Below are 18,723 nucleotides of genomic sequence, written 5' to 3' on the forward strand. Positions count from 1 at the left end.
CTAACTAAGATGTGGCGGTCTGTTCGGGTTTCTTGGGCAACAAGTTCTGGGGGCACCGACCTACTGCGTGCCGATGGTCGATGGGAGACTCGATAGTGGAAGTACAAGATTACCTGCGCATCCTGCAGGCCCGATGGAAAATCGTCGCCGTCACCACGGTGGCCTGCGTCCTCGGCGCGCTCGCCGCGTCGCTGCTGACGACACCCACCTACCAGGCCGGGACCCGGCTGTTCGTCTCGACGTCCTCGGGAGCCTCGGTCAACGAGATCTACCAGGGCAACCTGTTCTCCCAGCAGCGCGTCACCTCGTACACGAAGCTGCTCACCGGAACAACGCTGGCGCAGCGGACGATCGACAAGCTCGACCTCACCGGTATCACGCCGGAGCAGCTGGCCGCGAAGGTCACCGCCACCTCCGCACCCGACACCGTCCTGATCGACACCAAGGTGCAGGACTCCTCGCCGGAACTGGCACGGGACATCGCCAACGCGCTGTCCGACGAATTCGTCGTCATGGCAAAGCAACTCGAGACGCCCGAGCGCGGTGGGGAGGCCGCGGCCCGGGTCGTCGTCGAACAGCACGCCGACACCCCGACCACGCCCGTCAGCCCGAAGACCAAGCGCAACCTCGCGCTGGGTCTGGCCGTCGGCCTGCTGCTCGGCGTCGCACTGGCGGTGCTGCGGGACCGGCTCGACAACACCGTCAAGGACCGCAAGATCATCGAAGAGGTCTCCGGCGTCGCGATGATCGGTGTCGTCCCCTTCGACAAGGACCGGCAGGACCACGCGGCGATCAGCTTCGCGGACACCAACTCCGGCAGCGCCGAGGCGTACCGCGAGCTGCGCACCAACCTGCAGTTCCTCGAGGTGGACAACCCGCCGCGCGTCATCGTCGTCACCAGTTCGCTGCCCGCCGAAGGCAAGACGACCACGGCCATCAACATCGCGCTCGTCCTCGCCGAGGCCGGCCGCAGCGTGTGCCTCGTCGAAGGCGACCTCCGCAAGCCGCGCGTGTCGAAGTACCTGAACATCCTCGGCTCCGTCGGCCTCAGCTCGGTGCTCGCCGGTCAGGCGCACCTCGACGACGTGCTGCAGGAGAGCCAGTTCCCCGGGCTGACCGTCCTCGCGTCCGGGCCGATCCCGCCGAACCCCAGCGAGCTGCTCGGCACCGCGACCGCGCAGAACGTCCTGAACGACCTGCGTGCCCGCTTCGACTACGTGATCATCGACGCCTCGCCGCTGCTGCCGGTCACCGACGCGACCGTGCTCACCGCGATGTCCGACGGTGCCCTCGTCATCGCCCGGCACGGGCAGACCAAGCGCGAACAGCTCACCCGGGCGGTCGGCAACCTGCACGCCGTCGGCGCCACCATCCTCGGCACCGTCATCACCATGTCGCCCGCCAACGGACGCGGCGTGTACGCGTACCGGTACTACTACGAGACCGACAAGACGATCCCGCAGCTGCAGAAGACCACTACCGCGGCCCTTTCCGGTCCGGCGACCGCCGCTCCGGTGGCGCTCGCCCCCGCGGCCGCGCAGAACGGGCAGTCGCAGAACGGTCACCTGCAGAACGGTCAGCCGCAGAACGGGTACCTGCAGAACGGTCGGCCGCAGAACGGGCAGGACAACCATCCGGAGCCCGCGGGCGGCGGCCACCGCGCCTGGGACTTCACCCAGCAACCGGCCGCGCCGCAGCCGGGATACGGCAGCCACCCCGAGCAGCGGCAGACCTACCCGCCGCAGCCGAATCCGGAACGGCCCTACGGCGACCAGCCCTACCGGGCGCCGTACCCGACCCCGACCGAACAGTGGCCTGCCCGGCAACAGCCGCCGCAGAACTGACGCAGGCGGTCACGACCGAGCCCCGGTGCCCCACGGCATCGGGGCTCTGTCGTCGGCGGGGGCTCTGTCGTCGGCGGGGGCCGGTGGTCAGCGGGGTTCGGTCGTCGGCGGGTGCTGCCGGCCCTCGCCGTCACCCCGCTCGTCGACCGGGTGCCCACTTCCGGAAGGAAATGGCCGACGCGATCCTCGGGCGCACACCCGCGCCCTCCGGGTCGTACATCGACCGCGCCCGCGTCGTGCCGTCGTCCCGCGAGTCCCACGACCCGAGCCGCGAACGCGCACCGTGGGACTACCTCGACGGGTTCGCCGCGACGCGACGTTCCTAGCCGCGCACCTGGTGCAGAACCGGGCCCAGCAGGTCCGCGACCTGCGTGCCCACCTCGAGGAACGTCTCGGCGTCCTGCCCGATCGGGTCGGCCACGTCCTCGGAGTCGGGCGACGTCAGTGCGGCCCGGGCCGCGGCGAGTTCGGCCACGGTGGTGGCACCCGACACCTGCGACAGGCGGGCCGCCTCCCGCAGCGTGAACGTCCTCTTCATCTGCGCCGGCGCCAGCGTCAGCACCTTCTCTCGCTGCGTCGCGGTCATCGTCAGGATCAGGTCTGCGCCCATCGCGATCTCCGGCGTCAGGCGTCGCGCAGTGAACCCGGCCGGATCGCCGCCGAGACTCTCGAGCACCATCGCCGCCGTCGGCTCCATCGGATACCCGACCATCGCCCGCGTGCCCGCACTCTCCGCCGTCAGCCCCGGCAACCCGAACTCCTCCGCGAAGGCCACGGCGAGTCGCTCGGCCGTGGGGGAGCGGCAGATGTTTCCGGTACAGACGAAGAGCAGGTGCATGGGAGAAGCCTAGTGGGTCACGGGCCGCTCGGCCGGGTAGCGTCCGTTGCGCCACGCCGGTGACGCCGGCGCCGTCTCACCTGTCGAGATGATTTGTGCCGCACCGTGTTCGGCTCGGTGTGTGTCACCACACCGACAGCAGAGCCCAGCCGACACCGAACACCGTCACCAGCGACACCAGGGTGAGCGGAACACCGAAGCGCAGGAACGTCGCCGACGAGTACCCGCCCGGACGCATCACCATCAGATTCGACTGATGGCTGTACGGATTGAGGAACGTGAACGAGATGCACGTCCCGATCAGCGTCAGCAGCAGCACCGGATTCAGCCCCGTCTCCGCGGCGATCGACAGGGCCACCGGCGTCAGGATCGCCGCGGCGGCCGCATTGGTGACCACGTTCGTCAGCAGCGTCGTCGCCACGGCGATCACCAGCACCACGAGGGCCGTGTTGCCGCTCGACAGGGTCAGGACGGCGTCCGAGATGTAGTAGCCGAGACCGCTCTGCACGACGATCGTCCCCAGGCCGATCGACCCGGCGATGATCGCCAGGATGTTCCAGTTGAGGGCGCGCACCGCGGACCGCGGCGTCAGGATACCGGTGAGGACCATCAGCGCGGCCCCCGCGACGGCGCTCAGCTCGACCGGCGCCAGGCCCAACGATCCGGAGACGATCACCGCGGCGAGAATCGTCAACGCGATCCACGTCTTCCTCGTCTGCGGGGACGTGCCCGGCAGCCGCTGCCACAGGCTCACCAACGGATGGTCGGCGAGGACATCCGCGGACGCCGCGGCGACCAGGCACAGCGCACCCGGTTCGGCGGGCGCCTCCCGGAGCAGTCGGGTGGTCTGCGCGGCGATCACCGTGATGTCCTCGTCCTCCTCCAAATCGCGGACCGTGGTCTGCTGCTCGTTCGTGGCGATCGCGACCAGGTACAGGTGCTGCGGATCGAGCCCGAATCCGGGGCTCGCCCAGAGCATCCGGACGCCTGCCTCCGTGGTCCGGTAGACGAGGACGTCGCCGACCTCCAACACCGCATCCGGGTCGACGGGCTTGCCCCACCGCCGGATCTCCAGCAACTCGAACTCCGCCGTCGTGTGGATGCCGAGCCCGGCCGCGGTGCGGCCGACGGCGGTGGCGCGGGACGAGATCGGGATCTCCGCCCGCCACGACAGATCGCGCTCGGCGACCTCCGGTGTGCCGTGCAACATCAACGGTGACGTCACCAACAGCACCACCCAGCCGACCAGCGCCACCGGCACCGCGATCGGCACGAACGAGAACATCGACACCTGCACACCCGCCGTCGCGGCGATCCCCGCAATGAGCAGGTTCGAACTCGTGCCGATCAGCGTCGCCGACCCTGCCAGCGTGGTCGCGTGCGCAATCGGCAACAGGACACCCCGCGCCGGAACCCCCGACCGCTGCTGCAACTCCTTCGTCGCCGGAATCAGCATCGCCACGATCGGCGTCGTGTTGATCAACGCGGACATCAGCCCCACCGGTGGAATCAGACGGCTCAGCGTCTGCGTCGGAGTCCGCACCCCCGCCAGCAACCGATGCGTCACCCGGGACACCACACCCGTCCGCAGCACCCCCTTCGCGATCACCAGCATCGCTGCCACCGTGATGACACCACCGTTGCTCAACCCCGCGAAAAGCTCCGCCGGCGTGGCGATCCCGACAAACCCCGCCACCACCAACGCACACGTCAACGCCAAGACCGCCGGCATCCGCCCCGTCGTCATCACGGCCAGGGTGACGATGACGATGATCGCCGCGACAAGTGCCATGCAGGCAATGCTCTCAGTCCCGTGGGCCGTCGGCGCGGTGAGTCGGGAGATGTGCTCGAATCGGCTCCACCACCGGTTGAGAGGTGCCGTCAGAGGGGTGCTGGTGGGGTTGTTGTTCGGGTCCGTGCTGTTGTTCGGTCCGTGCCTCGGGCCACCTGCTCGGCGCGAGGCAGGCCGGGCGACCGCCGCTTCGGGGCTGGCGGCACTGTTCCGGCTGGTAGGCCCTGTTTCCGGGGGTCGGATGACGCGATATCCCGAAACCTGTCGGGGGGGTCGCCGTATGGTTCGAACATGCTTTCGAATGGTGGGGTTGAGGGCGGCGGTGGCCAGGTGGACATGCACCTGGCCGCCCTCGACGCTGCCGTCTAGGGCCTGCTCGCGGTGGGGTTGACGGGGTTGTCCGGCGACGATGTGGTCGAGGTGGTGCAGCGGGTGCAGACGTCGCTGCGCAAGGCGACCGCGGTCGGGGACCGACTGGTTGTCGAGGCCGTTGAACGGTCGTTGCCGGGGAGCGTGGGGTGCCGGTCGATCACCCAGTTCCTGGTCCAGACGCAACGGATCTCCGGTGGTGACGCCGCGGCGCGGGTGAAACGGGCCCGGAAGACCGGGATCTGGCACACCGTCTCCGGGGAGTCGATGGATCCGACGCTGCCGGAGACCGCGGCCGCGGTGTGGGCCGGGGCGATCGGAGCCCCGTGCAGCAGGTGGAGGAGGCGACCGGGGTGGTGACCACCGCGTCCGGGGGCATCGTGCCGATCTCCGATGCACTGCGGATGGCCGAACACGCGTATCCGGTGCTGGCGCTGTTGGATCATCGTGGCCGGCCGTTGCATCTGGGTCGGGCGAAACGGACCGCGTCGCCCGATCGGCGCCTGGCGTTGACCGCGGCGTCGGGAGGCTGCACCCGGCCGGGCTGTGATGCGCCGGCGTCGATGACCGCGGTGCACCACGTTCGGGCGTGGAAGGCCGGGGGCCGCACCGACATCGACAACGAGGACCTCGCGTGCGATGCCTGTCATGCCCTGGTCCACGACGGTCCGGGTGGCTGGCAGACCCGGGTGGCGCCCGACGGCAGCGACCACCCCGGCCGGACGCAGTGGATCGCGCCGAGACACATCGAACCGGAGCAGACACCGAGGGTCAACCACCGGCATCGCATCGCCGAGATCCTCACCGCTGTCGGCGGCGTGGCCGGTTACGTGAGGTCGGCGAGGGACAGACGCGGCGACGGTGACCGGGGTGGTGACGGTGCGCCGTGGCGACTGGTCGGCCAATGGTCGCACCTCATCGAACGCCGAGACGGTCAAACCTTCCTGGTGTACGGATCAGCGGACGCGTGAGAGCGCGACTGCTGTTGGTGCAGAATCGGATTGACCGTTCTCGACGTCGTGGATTGGTGAGGGTGATGCACCGGACCGTGTCAGCGCTCCGCCTCGTCGTCGGCGGCGAGCCCACCTCCGAAGAGCGTCGAACCCCAGAAGGCGTCGCCCTCGACACCGGGCGGCACGGCGAACACGGCGGAGCCCACGTGCTTGATGTACTCGTTCATCGCGTCGTTGCGTGCCAGTTTCTGCTGCATCGGCACGAACTGTTCGAGCGGGTTGCGGCAGTAGGCGATGAAGAACAGGCCTGCGTCGAGGTGGCCGAATCCGTCCGAGCCGTCGGTGAAGTTGTAGCCGCGGCGCAGGATCTCGATGCCGCCGAGTTCCTCCTTCGACGCCAGGCGCACATGCGCCGCGACGTCGACGAGCGGCCCGTCGGGTCCCTTCGAATCGAGGTCCAGTTCGTCGAACTCGTCCTCCTGGCCGAGGGGTGCGCCGCTGCCCTTGCTGCGTCCGATCACCCGTTCCTGCTCGTGCAGCACGGTGCGGTCCCACGACTCGATGAGCATGCGGATGCGGCGAGTCACCAGATACGATCCGCCGCCCATCCATTCCTGGTCGTCCGATCGGTCCACCCAGACGAACCGGTCGACGGCAGCGTCGTCCTCGGCCTTGATGTTGCGGGTTCCGTCCTTGAAGCCGAACAGGTTTCGTGGCGTCGTCTGGGTGGTCGAGGTCGACGAGGTCCGCCCGAACCCGAGCTGCGACCAGCGGACGGCGACGGTGCCGAACCCGACCCGCGCCAGGTTGCGCACCGCGTGCACCGCCACCTGCGGGTCGGTGGCGCACGCCTGGATGCAGATGTCGCCGCCGCTGCGGGCCGGTTCGAGGGCGTCGCCGGTGAACTTCGGCAGTTCCACCAGGGCGGCCGGTCGCATGCCGGCGATGCCGAACCGGTCGACCCCGTCCTTCTCGAACAGCGTCGGGCCGAACCCGATCGTCAGCGTCAACTGGCAGGCGGCCAGGTCGAGGGCCTCCCCGGTGTCGGTTGGGGGGTTGTACTGCCCCGCGCCCAGCGCGCCGTCCGGGGCGGCCTGTTCACCGGCCGTCATCCGCGAAGCCATCGCGGTCCAGGTCTTCAGCAGCGCGACCAGCTCGTCGCGCGAGTCGGTGATCACGTCGAACGCGACGAAATGCATCCGGTCCTGCGCGGGCGTGACGATGCCCGCCTGGTGGACGCCGTGGAAGTCGACGACCGTCGTGTCCGCGTAGGTGGTGGCCTCCGGGGTCGTGAGACGCCCGACGGCGACACCGGCGCCGGCGGCGACCACGCCGACGCCGACCGTCCCGAACAGTGCGCGACGCGAGAGCTTCCCGCTGCGGGCGGTAGGGCTACTGTCCGGCGACGACACCCTGCACCTGGCTCACTTCGGCGGACAGCGCGTCGATCTTCTGCGACAGTTCCTGCCGCTGCTGTTCGGTCACCGTGTCGTAGGAGACGTAGCCGTCGCCGACGCGGTACTGGGCGAGGGCGGCGTCGAGGTCGGCGAAACGCTGGTCGATCCGCTGACCCAGCTCCGGGTTGCGTTCGTCGATGATCGGGCGGAGCGCGGCGATGGCGGCCTGCGACCCGTCGACGTTGGCCTGGAAGTCGTACAGGTCGGTGTGGCTGAAGATGTCCTCCTCACCGGTGATCTTCGTCCGCGAGATCTCGTCGAGGAGCGTCTGCGCACCGCCCGCCACTTGGATCGGATCGACGACGAAGTCCTCGGCGGCGATGCCGTCGGCCAGTTCCTGCAGGTCCGCGATCAGCTGGTCGGCCATCGCGTTGGTGTCGGGCTGTGGGCCGGTGACCCACAGGTCCTTCTCCAGGCGGTGGAAGCCCGTCCACGTCTGGCCGGGTTCGACGTCGACCTCACGCAGGTCGAGACGCGGATCGAGGTCGTCGGGGAACGACTCGGCGATCGGCTCGATGCGTTCGTAGTAGGTGCGGGTGGTCGGGAACTGGGCCTTCGCGGCGGCGATGTCGCCGGCCTTGATCGCGGCGACGAAGTTCGCGGCCGTCTCCTGCAGCGCCGTGACCTGGCTGGTGACGTACCGCTTGTACCCGTCGGCGGCCTCGGCGAGCTGACCGGACTCGTCGGTCGCGGTCTGCGCTTCGCCGGTGACGGTGAACTCGGCGCGGATGCCGTCGCCGACCATGCCGGGCTTGCAGGCGGTGTGGTAGGTGCCGGGCTCCGGGATGCTGACGATGAGCTGTCGGGTCAGGCCGGGACCGACGTTCTCGACCTCACCCATCACGCGATCGCCGGCGCCGTAGACGTAGAACTCGGTGACCTTCGACCCGTTGTTCGTGATCTCGAAGGTGGTGTTGCCGGTCTCGGCGGTGTTCGATGCGATGTCGCAGGTGGTGTCGGTCGCGGTGACGGCGATCGCGTCGGAGGTGGGATCGGACTTCGATGTACACGCGGCGAGGGCGAGCGGCGCCAACGCCACCAGGGCGAGGACGGGAGTGGATCGACGCACGGAACGGGCCTTTCGGTTGTGCGGGAGCGGCGTCACGCGGGTGGGCGGACTACGTGGGTAGGTCGGACGCGTCCGACGGGGCGGGTGTCGCGCGGGCCGGCCCGGGGGAGGTGACCGGGCGGAGGAACAGGGGCAGGACGATCGCGACATAGGCGACCCACGCGACGACCTGGAGGACCGTCGGATCGGGGCGGAAGTTGAAGATGCCCTGCAGCACGGTGCCGTACCAGCTGGACGTGTCGAACCAGGACGACGCGTCGAACGCCAGGTTCGACCCGCCGGGGAGAATCCCCGCGATCTGCAGGGCACGCACCCCGTACGACAGGATCCCGGCGGCGACGATCACGAGGAACACGCCGGTGTACTTGAAGAACGCCGCGAAATCGATTCGGACGGCACCGAAGTACAGCAGGACGGTGAGCACTGCGGCGACCGCGATGCCGATCAGCAGACCGATCAGTGGCCAGATGCTGTCGCCGGCGTTCTCCGCGTATCCGACGAGCAGCAGGGCGGTCTCGACGCCCTCGCGGCCGACCGCGAAGAACGCTATGGCGGTGACGGCGAGAGGTCCGACGGCCAGCGCCCGGCCGAGGCTGTTCTTGAGGTGACCGGAGATCGACGCGGCGGCGGTCCGCATCCACAGCACCATCGCGGTGACGATCGCGACGGCGACGAGAGAGGCTATACCGCTGATCAATTCGGCGGCGGTGCCGGTGACGGTGGAGGTGCCGAAGTGGATGCCGGCGAAGATGGCGGCCACCATGGCGACGGCGGCGCCGACGCCGAGCCACACCCATTTCAGCGCGTCCCGGCGATCCGACTTGACCAGGAACGCAACGAGGATCATCACGACGATCCCGGTTTCGAGGCCTTCGCGCAGGCCGATCAGGCCGCTGCCGAACAGCTGCGTTGCGATTCCCGGTGCGGTGGCCTCGGTGGCGGTACGAAACTCCGTGGCGAGAGCGAGCACGGCCAACCTCGATTCCACATGAACGCGCCCGGCCGAGTCAGGCTAGGCGAACCTAATTGCATCGTGCTCAAAGATAGCACCGGGCACAAGCCCCCTCTCGACCGCCTGCGGATGACTGAAATGCCCGAATCGCCTATCTACCTTCGGATTTGATTCGGATCGGGTGCGGTCGCGTCACCCGCAGGCGCTGCGGATTCCACGGAAGCCGGCGGAAGACACGGCAATCCCCGGGCCGACACGGTAATCCCGGTCAACACGGTCACCCGGATTCGAATCCGACGACGTGGGCGAGATTCGCAGGCAGTTCGACCGTGCACAGTCCGCGCAGCGCGTACACCCGCGCGCGGCGGGTGACCGTAACGCGCGCACCGGGAATGACGCCCGCGTCGATCAGCATTGCGATCAGCTTCGGATCGGATTGCGCCTGTTCGGAAATGCACCGGACGGTTCCGGTCGCGGGCGACCCGCAGGCGGCGAGGTCGGCGAGTCGCACTGCGGCGGTGGGGGCTTCGGTCGTGACGCCGAACTCGGCGAGCCCCGGGATCGGGTTCCCCCACGGCGACGTCACCGGCCCGTCGAGGATGTCGACGATGCGGCGTTCGACCGCCTCGCTCATCACGTGCTGGAGACGGCAGGCCTCGACGTGGGCGAGGGTGGCAGGCATCTCGACGACCTCGGTGAGGAGGCGTTCGGCGAGCCGGTGCTTGCGGGTCACCTGCACGGCGCGGGCGAGTCCCCGCTCGGTGAGCTCGACGGTGCGGTCGGTGGTGATCGAGACCAGTCCCGACTGCTTGAGGCGTCCGACCGTTTGGCACACCGTCCCACTGGTCTGGTGCAGACGCCCGACCAGCCGGGTCTGGCGTGCCGGGACGCCGTCCTCCCGCAGGTCGTAGAGGGTGCGCAGGTACATCTCGGTGGTGTTGACGAGGTCCTTCACGGGACGGGACACCGCTTTCGGCTGGGAACGGGAATAGTGGTGGCGTGCGAGTACTGGTGGTGGACGACGACCGCAACGTGGCGGAGACGGTGCGGCGGATGCTGGTCGCCGAGGGCTGGGTCGTCGACGTCGTCCACGACGGCCGCACCGGACTCGAGAAGGCGAGCACCGAGCACTTCGACGTCGTGGTGCTCGACATCCTGATGCCGGGACTCAACGGGTACGAGGTGGTGCGGCAACTGCGGCGCGGGGGAGTGTGGACGCCGGTGCTGATGCTGACCGCGAAGGACGGGGAGTACGACCAGGCCGACGCCTTCGACTTCGGGGCCGACGACTACCTGACGAAGCCGTTCTCGTTCGTGGTGCTGATCGCCCGGCTGCGGGCGCTGGTGCGTCGCGGCGCGCCGGCTCGCCCCGTCGTGCTGACCGCCGGGTCGCTGACCGTCGATCCCACCGCCCACACCGCCACCCGAGGGGGAGCCGAACTGACCTTGACCCCAAGGGAATTCGCGATGCTCGAATTCCTGATGCGGCGCAAGGGCGAGGTGGTCACGAAGGCGGAGATCCTGCGTTCGGTGTGGGACGTCAACTACCGCGGCGACGAGAACGTCGTGGAGGTGTACGTCAGCTACCTGCGCAGGCGGATCGACACGCCGTTCGGGTGCAAGGCGATCGAAACGATCCGTGGCGTCGGGTATCGGCTGGCCGCCGACGGCGGTGGCTAGTCCCACGTCCGCACCGGAAGTGTGAAACCGACGGTGACGCCGTCACCCGCCGCGCCGGTGACGCCGCCGCCCGGACCTGCCGCGTCGGTGATGACCATCCGCCCGTGGTGGGCGCGCACGATCTCGTCGACGATCGCCAACCCGAGACCCGACCCGCCGCTGTCGCGGTCGCGGGCCGAGTCGAGGCGGACGAAACGTTCCAGCACCCGGGTGCGGTCGGCGTCCGGGATGCCGGGGCCGTTGTCGCTCACCGTCACCGTCACGGTGCCCGCGCCGGCTGTGTCCCCGCCGGACGGCCGGTCGACGCGCATCCCGAAGTGGAGGCGGTCGCGGGTGTGGCGGACCGCGTTGTCGGCGATGTTGCGCAACGCGCGGGCCAGTTTCTCGCCGTCGCCGCGGACCCGGACCGCGGCGATGTCGGCGGTGACGGTGTGACCGAGCGCCTCGAGTCGGGTGATCTCGGCGCTGACGATCTCGTCGAGGTCCACCTCCGCCAGCCGCAGCGGCACCCCGTTCTCGTCGGCGCGGGCCAGGAACAGCAGATCCGCTACCATCCCCTGCAGCCGCTGGGCCTCGGGCATCATCACCGTGTCGACGGTCTCGGGGTCGATGGGCTGCCGGGTGGCGCTCGCCAGGTCGAGCAGGCCGACGAGCGTGGTGAGGGGACTGTTCAGTTCGTGGGACGCGTCGCCGACGAACCGCATCTGCTCGGTTCGGGCGGCGTCGATGCGGTCGAGCATCGCGTTCATCGTGACGGCGAGGGTGGCGATCTCGTCGCCCGTGTCGGGCACCGGGACGCGCTGGCCCGCGGCGCCACCGGAGATGTCGTCGACCTGCCTGCGGATGTCGTCGACGGGTCGCAGCGTGCGAGTGACGAACCAGTAGCTCAGCAGCGCCGTCCCGAGCACGGCGATCGGGATCACCGCGGCCGACAGGGCGCCGAAGAAGCGGACGCGGGCGTAGAGGCGTCCTTCGTTCGTGCCGACCTCCACCGTCACCGGACCGGCGTCCGGGGTGACCACGCCGACCAGCGTCGTGCGGAACTCGGGGCCGTCCGGGCCGAAGGACAGATCGCCGGCTCGCTGTTCCTCACCGGGCTGCAGTCCCTCGCTGAGCGGCCCGTTCGGGTAGCGCTGCCCGCTGGCCACGACGTTTCCGTCGGCGTCGACGACCTGCACGATGTCGACGTGCCGGCCGAAAGCCATCAGCGACTCGTCGAGCGCGCCGACACCGTCGGTTTCCGCGACCGTCGCGATCTGCCTGGCCCGCGCCGTCGTCGCGAGGTCGGCGGAGTACCCCGTCGACCGGTACAGGGCGACGAGCACGATCCCCGCCGCGACGGTCAGCGTCAGTGCCACCAGTGCGGTCGCCAACAGCGTCAGGCGCACGCGAACCGGCCGGACCCGGCGCCGGGCCCGGCTCGTCCAGGCGGGCAGTCGGGGTCGCACGAACCCGACACTAACCGCGCTGGACGGGCCCACGGCAGCGCTACTCAGCGTCCACTAAGTATTCCGGGACCCGGGCCGCCCGGTCTCATACGCGAGGCTGTCGGGAGCGGTTTCGCGACGCGTGACACGATTGACCGCATGAGTACCGGAACTCTTGTGCTGCTCCGCCACGGCGAGAGCGAATGGAACGCATTGAACCTGTTCACGGGGTGGGTCGACGTCCCGCTCACGGACAAGGGCATCGCCGAGGGCAAGCGCGCCGGCCAGCTGCTCAAGGAGCACGACCTGCTGCCCGACGTCCTGTACACCTCGCTGCTGCGCCGCGCGATCAGCACGGCCAACATCGCCCTCGACGCCGCCGACCGGCACTGGATCCCGGTGGTGCGCGACTGGCGGCTCAACGAGCGGCACTACGGCGCGCTGCAGGGCAAGAACAAGGCGCAGACCAAGGCGGAGTACGGCGACGAGCAGTTCATGCTGTGGCGTCGCAGCTACGACACGCCGCCGCCGCCGATCGAGGCGGGCAGCGAGTACAGCCAGGACGGCGACGCCCGGTACGCCGACATCGGTGAGGTCCCGCTGACCGAGTGCCTGCTCGACGTCGTCAAGCGGCTCATCCCGTACTGGGAGGACACCATCTCGCAGGAGCTCCTCGCGGGCCGCAACGTGCTGGTCGCCGCGCACGGCAACTCGCTGCGCGCGCTGGTCAAGCACCTCGACGGGATCTCCGACGAGGACATCGCCGGCCTGAACATCCCCACCGGCATCCCGCTGCGCTACGACCTGGACGAGAACCTCAAGCCGTTGAACCCGGGCGGTACGTACCTCGATCCGGAGGCTGCCGCGGCCGGTGCGGCGGCGGTCGCGAACCAGGGCGCCAAATAGGTTTCCGGTGCTCACGACCCGGGTTCCGCGCGTACGAGCGTGGACCCGGGTCGAACAGAAGGTGAACAACCGGCAAACGGCTCGCCGCAGGCTCGTGACGTGCGGTGAAATGGCCGCACCCGGCCCCGGCGGGCGATTTCACCGCCGTACGATTTGCTTGTGACTGTTGTTCAGGTCGTAGTCGTGGCCGTCGTCGCGGCGCTGGTCGGCTACCTGATCGGCGCGGTGGTGGTTCCCCGGCTCAAGGCCCGCCACACCCGCCGCGAAGCCGAACAGGGCGGACTGACGATGTCCCAGGTCCTCGACCTGATCGTGCTCGCCAGCCAGAGCGGCATCGCCGTCGTCGACCGCTTCCACGACGTGGTCCTGTTCAACCCCCGCGCCGAAGAACTCGGCCTCGTGGACAACCGCACCATCGACGACCGCGCCTGGCAGGCCGTGCTCACCGTCCTCGAGACCGGGGCGCCCGTCGAGGTGGACCTCAGCGCCAAGAACCCCGTCCGGGGTCGCGCGAAGATCGCGGTCCGCGGCCTCGCCCAGCTACTCAGCGATCAGGACCGGCGATTCGTGGTGGTGTTCGCCGACGACGACTCCGAGGTGGCGCGGATGGAGGCCACCCGGCGCGACTTCGTCGCCAACGTCAGCCACGAACTCAAGACGCCGGTCGGCGCGATGAGCCTGCTCGCGGAGGCGCTCCTCGAATCCGCCGACGACCCGGAGTCGGTGCGGCACTTCGGCGAACGCGTGCTGTCGGAGTCGCGTCGGCTCGGCAACATGGTCGGCGAACTGATCGCGCTGTCGCGGCTGCAGGGCGCCGAGAAGCTGCCCGACCTCGAACCGGTCGCCGTCGACGAGGTGATCGACGAGGCGATCCGGCGCAGCACCCTCACCGCCGAGAACGCGGGGATCACCGTCACCACCGACAAACCGAGCGGACTCGAGGTCCTCGGTGACCGTGCCCTTCTCGTGACCGCGCTGTCGAACCTCGTCCAGAACGCGATCGCGTACTCGCCGAAGGGTGCGCCGGTGTCGGTGAGCCGGGCGCTGCGTGGCGGCGACGTCGCGATCGCCGTCACCGACCGGGGGATCGGCATCGCGAAGGAGGATCAGGAGCGGGTGTTCGAACGATTCTTCCGCGTCGACAAGGCCCGCTCCCGGTCCACCGGCGGCACCGGTCTGGGCCTGGCCATCGCGAAACACGTCGCCGCCAACCACAACGGCGCCATCACCCTGTGGAGCAAGCTCGGCACGGGATCGACGTTCACACTCGTCGTGCCCGCGCACCGCGAGGAGGCGGACGAGCCCGTCGACCCACCCGCGCCCGGCAGGCTGCCGGGCCAATCGCCTGCATCCGAGACGATCCTGTCCACCATCCACCCACAGCGACCGCATCCGGTCGCGACCAATTTGGAGGCCAACCGGTGACGAATGTGCTGATCGTGGAGGACGAGGAGTCGCTGGCCGACCCGCTCGCCTTCCTGCTCCGACGGGAAGGGTTCGAGGCCACCGTCGTCGGGGACGGGCCGAGCGCCCTCGCCGAATTCGATCGCGCTGGTGCCGACATCGTCCTGCTCGACGTGATGCTGCCCGGCATGAGCGGCACCGACGTCTGCAAGCAGCTGCGGGCGCGGTCGAGCGTGCCGGTGATCATGGTGACGGCCCGCGACAGCGAGATCGACAAGGTCGTGGGGCTCGAGCTCGGCGCCGACGACTACGTGACCAAGCCGTACTCGGCGCGCGAACTGATCGCCCGGATCCGCGCCGTGCTCCGCCGCGGGGCGGACCCCGCGGACACGGAGGCGTCGTTCTCCGACGGTGTCCTCGAGGCGGGGCCGGTGCGGATGGACGTCGAGCGGCACACCGTGCAGGTCCGCGGCCAGGGGGTCACGCTGCCGCTCAAGGAGTTCGACCTGCTCGAGTACCTGCTGCGCAACTCCGGCCGGGTGCTGACCCGCGGGCAGCTCATCGACCGGGTGTGGGGCGCGGACTACGTCGGCGACACCAAGACCCTCGACGTCCACGTCAAGCGGCTGCGGTCGAAGATCGAGACCGACCCGTCGAAGCCGGAACACCTCGTCACCGTCCGCGGGCTCGGCTACAAGTTGGAGGGCTAGCGCCCCGTGGTGCACTTACGGACGGTCCGACGTCCGAAAGTGCACCACTGGGCTACGCCCATTCGGTGCGTGCGGCGGCCTTCGCCTCCCGGGCGGCGGTCGTCGCCGGATGCACCGCGATCAGCCCCAGACCCGCCCGGCGGCGGCAGTGGCCCACCAGTTCCTCGTACGCGGGTTTGCCGAGCAGCTCGGTCAGCTCCGGCCCGTACGACTGCCACACCGGCCGGGTGCCGACGTGCGCGTCCGGCGATCCGGAGCAGTACCAGTGCAGGTCCGCGCCGCCCTCACCCCACCCGCGCCGGTCGTACTCGGTGATGGTGGTCTTGAGGATCTGCTCGCCGTCCGGACGCTCGACCCACTCCTGGGTGCGGCGGATCGGCAGCTGCCAGCACACGTCCGGCTTCACCTCGAGCGGTTCGATGCCCTCGCGCATCGCCATGATGTGGAACGCGCACCCGATGCCGCCCTCGAAGCCCGGACGGTTCAGGAAGATGCACGCCCCCTTGTAGCGGCGCGTCCGCAGCGCCGGCTCGTCGTCGAGGTCGTCCTCCTCGACGTACCCCTTCTTGCCGAGACCCTTGTCCATGAACTGCCAGTCCGCGGGAGTGAGCATGCTCACGCAACGGTCCAGCTTCTCGCGATCGTCGTCGTCGGACAGGAACGCGCCGTGCGAGCAGCACCCGTCGTCGGGCCTGCCCTCGACGGTCCCCTGGCACGCCGGGGTGCCGAACACGCAGGTCCAGCGCGAAAGCAGCCAGGTCAGGTCCGCGGCGATGACATGTTCGGGGTTCGCGGGATCGACGAACTCGATCCACTCGCGGGGAAAGTCGAGACCCACCTCCGGGGTGGGTGTCATCTTCGCGAACTGCGGCGCGCTACCTGCTGTCACAGTGCCCGACGGTAGACCCAGTACCGTGGTCCCGTGCGGTTAGGGGTACTCGACGTCGGAAGCAACACCGTCCACCTTCTCGTGGTGGATGCGCACAGGGGTGCGCATCCCACACCGATGAGTTCGACGAAGGCCACGCTGCGGCTCGCGGAGAACACGGACGACAACGGCGACATTACCGTCGCGGGCGCCGATCGGCTGATCGCGGCCGTCGACGACTTCGCGTCGATCGCGTCCACGTCCGGCTGCGGTGAGCTGATGGCGTTCGCGACCTCAGCGGTACGCGACGCCAAGAACTCCGAGGACGTGCTGGCCCGCGTCCGCGCCGAGACCGGCGTGAACCTCGAGGTGCTCTCCGGGGTCGACGAGGCCCGGCTGACCTTCCTCGCCGTGCGCCGCTGGTACGGCTGGAGCGCCGGCCGCATCATGAACTTCGACATCGGCGGCGGATCCCTCGAGGTCAGCACCGGCGCCGACGAGGACCCCGATGTCGCGTTCTCGCTGCAACTCGGCGCGGGCCGGCTGACGCGGGACTGGCTGCTCGCCGACCCGCCCGGCAAACGCCGCGTCGCCGTGCTGCGGGACTGGCTGGACGCCGAACTGGTGGAACCGGCGAAGGCGTTGCGCGCCGCCGGCGCCCCCGACCGCGTGGTGGGCACCTCGAAGACGTTCCGGTCGCTCGCCCGACTCACCGGCGCCGCGCCCTCCGCCGCAGGGCCCCGCGTCAGGAGGACACTGACAGCAAGCGGTGTGCGTCAGCTGATCGCGTTCATCTCCCGGATGACGTCGGCGGACCGCGCCGAACTGGAGGGCGTGAGCGCGGACCGGTCGCAGCAGATCGTGGCCGGTGCGTTGATTGCGGAGGCGACGATGCGGGCACTGTCCGTCGAAGAAATGGAAATCTGCCCCTGGGCGCTGCGCGAAGGCCTTATCCTGCGCAAACTGGACACCGACATGGGCGGCGAACTGGTGGTGGCGCGATGAGCGACGAAACCGAGAACACCGGACAGATCTCCGTCGCCGAGCTGCTCGCCCGCAACGGCCAGCAGGTCGAATCCCGCGGAGGTCGACGCAGGCGCGGCAACGCCGGCGGCATCAGCGTCGCCGAACTGACCGGCGAATTCCCCGCCGTGTCGGGGACGGGCGGCGGCACCGCGCCCGTCCGCAACCGCCGGGCCGCACCCGACCCCGACGAGGAAGCCACCCCCGCACCCCAGCCCGCGGCGACGAACGCGGCTCCCGCTGGAGCGCCCGCGGCTGCCGCTGGGGTGCCCGCGGCTGCCGCTGGGGCGCCCGTAGCGCCGAAGCCCGAGGCCGGCGCGTCCGCCCCGGCGAAACCCGACGTGGCCCCGAAGCCGGTGACCGCCTCGACACCCGGGACTGCGCCGACACCCGGGACTGCGCCGACACCCGGGACTGCCTCGACACCCGGGACTGCCTCGACACCCGGGACTGCGCCGAAGGCCGGGACTGCCCCGAAGGCCGGGACTGCCCCGAAGGCCGGGACTGCCCCGAAGGCCGGGACTGCGCCGAATGCCGGGACTGCCCCGAAGACCGACGCGGCCCCGAAGACTGCGGCTGCGGCGTCCGCGCCGGGGAAGTCCGACACCTCGGTTCCCGAGCCCACCCAGGCCATTCCCGCGCTGCGGCGGGCCGTGTTCGCGAAGGTCGACGCGGATCGCAAGGCTGCCGCCGAACGCTCCGCGGACGGATCGACGTCGAAGGCCGCCGGCCCGGTGACCCCGGCCGCGCCCGAGTCGCCGGCCGAGAAGACCGCGGTCGTCGCGAAGCCGGCGCCGGTGCCGTTCCCCAGGAAGGTCGAGCCGCAGGCGAAGACCACGAAGACGAAGGACGCCGAGCCGCCCGCGACGCAGCCGTCGCCCGCGGCGAAGCCCGGCGGGGTAACAGCGGCCAAGTCGGCGTACTCGGGTACACCCGATGTCCGCGAGCCGGCGCTGCTGTCGGGGTCCAGCCTCGAGGCGGACCTGATGCGGCAGGCCCGCAGCGCCCGCACCGAAACGCTGGACGAGGCGCGCGCACAGGTGCACACCACCGGTGAGCTGCCGCGTGCCGTCGTGGCGTCCGGCGACGCGTCCCCGTCCGCCGCGAAAACCGACGAGTCCGCCGAGGCCGACGTCGACACCTCCGAGGAGGTGCCCGCGAGGAGCGCGATCCGGCAGTGGGCGGTGCTGGCCGGACAGGCCGTCGTCGCGGTCGTCGCCGGGGCGCTGCTGTTCAAGGGCTTCGAGAAGTTGTGGGAGTCGCTGCCGTGGGTGGCGCTGGTGCTGGCGGTGCTGGTGATCGCCGGGCTGGTCGCGGTGGTCCGGATCCTGCGTCAGACCGAGGACCTGCTGAGCCTGCTCATCGCCGTGATCGTCGGCGTGTTCGTCACCATCGGCCCACTCGTGTTCGTCCTCGGCTCGAGCTGACGCC

General features: G+C 69.9%; 18 protein-coding genes. 10 read left to right on the forward strand and 8 right to left on the reverse strand.

Annotated elements, in window-relative coordinates:
- Window positions 1–95: 95 nt before the first annotated feature.
- Both ACFYVR_RS22300 and ACFYVR_RS22305 read left to right on the forward strand, forming a co-directional pair.
- On the forward strand, window positions 96–1,844 hold the full coding sequence (locus ACFYVR_RS22300; protein ID WP_387477228.1) for a polysaccharide biosynthesis tyrosine autokinase: 1,749 nt from the start codon (window positions 96–98) through the stop codon (window positions 1,842–1,844).
- A gap of 170 nt (window positions 1,845–2,014) precedes the next feature.
- A complete protein-coding gene (locus ACFYVR_RS22305) occupies window positions 2,015–2,170 on the forward strand; it encodes a hypothetical protein (protein ID WP_387477230.1) in 156 nt (51 codons plus the stop codon).
- Here ACFYVR_RS22305 and ACFYVR_RS22310 read toward each other — a convergent pair.
- Together ACFYVR_RS22310 and ACFYVR_RS22315 are read right to left on the reverse strand one after the other, a co-directional pair.
- Window positions 2,167–2,682: a protein tyrosine phosphatase gene (locus ACFYVR_RS22310; RefSeq protein WP_387477232.1), complete on the reverse strand. Its 516-nt coding sequence runs from the start codon at window positions 2,680–2,682 to the stop codon at window positions 2,167–2,169. The two genes, ACFYVR_RS22305 and ACFYVR_RS22310, sit on opposite strands and share 4 nt — an antisense overlap.
- 124 nt (window positions 2,683–2,806) lie before the next feature.
- Window positions 2,807–4,474 (reverse strand): SLC13 family permease, encoded by a 1,668-nt coding sequence (locus ACFYVR_RS22315; protein WP_387477234.1) that lies wholly within the window; start codon window positions 4,472–4,474, stop codon window positions 2,807–2,809.
- Between the two features lie 396 nt (window positions 4,475–4,870).
- Here ACFYVR_RS22315 and ACFYVR_RS22320 point away from each other — a divergent pair, with 396 nt between their 5' ends.
- Together ACFYVR_RS22320 and ACFYVR_RS22325 are read left to right on the forward strand one after the other, a co-directional pair.
- Window positions 4,871–5,203 carry a DUF222 domain-containing protein gene (locus tag ACFYVR_RS22320; RefSeq protein ID WP_387477236.1) on the forward strand — a complete coding sequence of 111 codons (333 nt, stop codon included), beginning with the start codon at window positions 4,871–4,873 and terminating at the stop codon, window positions 5,201–5,203.
- On the forward strand, window positions 5,170–5,814 hold the full coding sequence (locus tag ACFYVR_RS22325; RefSeq protein ID WP_387477238.1) for an HNH endonuclease: 645 nt from the start codon (window positions 5,170–5,172) through the stop codon (window positions 5,812–5,814). Before ACFYVR_RS22320 ends, ACFYVR_RS22325 begins: the two co-directional genes overlap by 34 nt.
- Before the next feature lie 80 nt (window positions 5,815–5,894).
- Here ACFYVR_RS22325 and efeB read toward each other — a convergent pair whose 3' ends face one another.
- The 4 genes from efeB to ACFYVR_RS22345 form a co-directional block, all read right to left on the reverse strand.
- Entirely contained in the window at window positions 5,895–7,208 is a 1,314-nt protein-coding gene (gene efeB / locus ACFYVR_RS22330) for an iron uptake transporter deferrochelatase/peroxidase subunit (RefSeq protein WP_387477240.1), read from the reverse strand.
- Complete coding sequence (gene efeO / locus ACFYVR_RS22335) at window positions 7,189–8,322, reverse strand: iron uptake system protein EfeO (protein ID WP_387477242.1); 1,134 nt, start codon at window positions 8,320–8,322, stop codon at window positions 7,189–7,191. Before efeO ends, efeB begins: the two co-directional genes overlap by 20 nt.
- Window positions 8,323–8,371: 49 nt before the next feature.
- Window positions 8,372–9,292, reverse strand: coding sequence for an iron uptake transporter permease EfeU (gene efeU / locus ACFYVR_RS22340; RefSeq protein WP_387477244.1), 921 nt, complete (start codon window positions 9,290–9,292; stop codon window positions 8,372–8,374).
- Window positions 9,293–9,551: 259 nt separating this feature from the next.
- Entirely contained in the window at window positions 9,552–10,229 is a 678-nt protein-coding gene (locus tag ACFYVR_RS22345; protein WP_387477306.1) for a metal-dependent transcriptional regulator, read from the reverse strand.
- A 44-nt stretch (window positions 10,230–10,273) separates the two neighbouring features.
- Between ACFYVR_RS22345 and ACFYVR_RS22350 the strand changes: the two genes are divergently transcribed.
- On the forward strand, window positions 10,274–10,954 hold the full coding sequence (locus tag ACFYVR_RS22350; RefSeq protein ID WP_387477246.1) for a response regulator transcription factor: 681 nt from the start codon (window positions 10,274–10,276) through the stop codon (window positions 10,952–10,954).
- Here ACFYVR_RS22350 and ACFYVR_RS22355 read toward each other — a convergent pair.
- Window positions 10,951–12,402, reverse strand: a complete 1,452-nt coding sequence (locus ACFYVR_RS22355) for an ATP-binding protein (protein WP_387477248.1) — start codon at window positions 12,400–12,402, stop codon at window positions 10,951–10,953. The two genes, ACFYVR_RS22350 and ACFYVR_RS22355, sit on opposite strands and share 4 nt — an antisense overlap.
- Before the next feature lie 129 nt (window positions 12,403–12,531).
- Here ACFYVR_RS22355 and ACFYVR_RS22360 point away from each other — a divergent pair, with 129 nt between their 5' ends.
- The 3 genes from ACFYVR_RS22360 (at window position 12,532) to ACFYVR_RS22370 (ending at window position 15,401) form a co-directional block, all read left to right on the forward strand.
- Window positions 12,532–13,287, forward strand: coding sequence for a phosphoglyceromutase (locus ACFYVR_RS22360; protein ID WP_387477308.1), 756 nt, complete (start codon window positions 12,532–12,534; stop codon window positions 13,285–13,287).
- A 159-nt stretch (window positions 13,288–13,446) separates the two neighbouring features.
- Window positions 13,447–14,712 (forward strand): sensor histidine kinase, encoded by a 1,266-nt coding sequence (locus tag ACFYVR_RS22365; protein ID WP_387477250.1) that lies wholly within the window; start codon window positions 13,447–13,449, stop codon window positions 14,710–14,712.
- Window positions 14,709–15,401 (forward strand): winged helix-turn-helix domain-containing protein, encoded by a 693-nt coding sequence (locus tag ACFYVR_RS22370; RefSeq protein ID WP_387477252.1) that lies wholly within the window; start codon window positions 14,709–14,711, stop codon window positions 15,399–15,401. The genes ACFYVR_RS22365 and ACFYVR_RS22370 overlap by 4 nt, the downstream gene beginning before the upstream one ends.
- 52 nt (window positions 15,402–15,453) lie before the next feature.
- On the opposite strand, the gene ACFYVR_RS22375 is transcribed toward ACFYVR_RS22370, so the two are convergent.
- Entirely contained in the window at window positions 15,454–16,257 is an 804-nt protein-coding gene (locus ACFYVR_RS22375) for a hypothetical protein (protein ID WP_387477310.1), read from the reverse strand.
- A 66-nt stretch (window positions 16,258–16,323) separates the two neighbouring features.
- Here ACFYVR_RS22375 and ACFYVR_RS22380 point away from each other — a divergent pair, with 66 nt between their 5' ends.
- Window positions 16,324–17,274 (forward strand): hypothetical protein, encoded by a 951-nt coding sequence (locus ACFYVR_RS22380; protein WP_387477254.1) that lies wholly within the window; start codon window positions 16,324–16,326, stop codon window positions 17,272–17,274.
- Window positions 17,271–18,719 (forward strand): hypothetical protein, encoded by a 1,449-nt coding sequence (locus ACFYVR_RS22385; RefSeq protein ID WP_387477256.1) that lies wholly within the window; start codon window positions 17,271–17,273, stop codon window positions 18,717–18,719. Before ACFYVR_RS22380 ends, ACFYVR_RS22385 begins: the two co-directional genes overlap by 4 nt.
- Window positions 18,720–18,723 lie beyond the last annotated feature (4 nt).

The sequence above is a fragment of the Rhodococcus sp. NPDC003318 genome (genome assembly GCF_042879035.1).
GTDB lineage: Bacteria > Actinomycetota > Actinomycetes > Mycobacteriales > Mycobacteriaceae > Rhodococcus_G.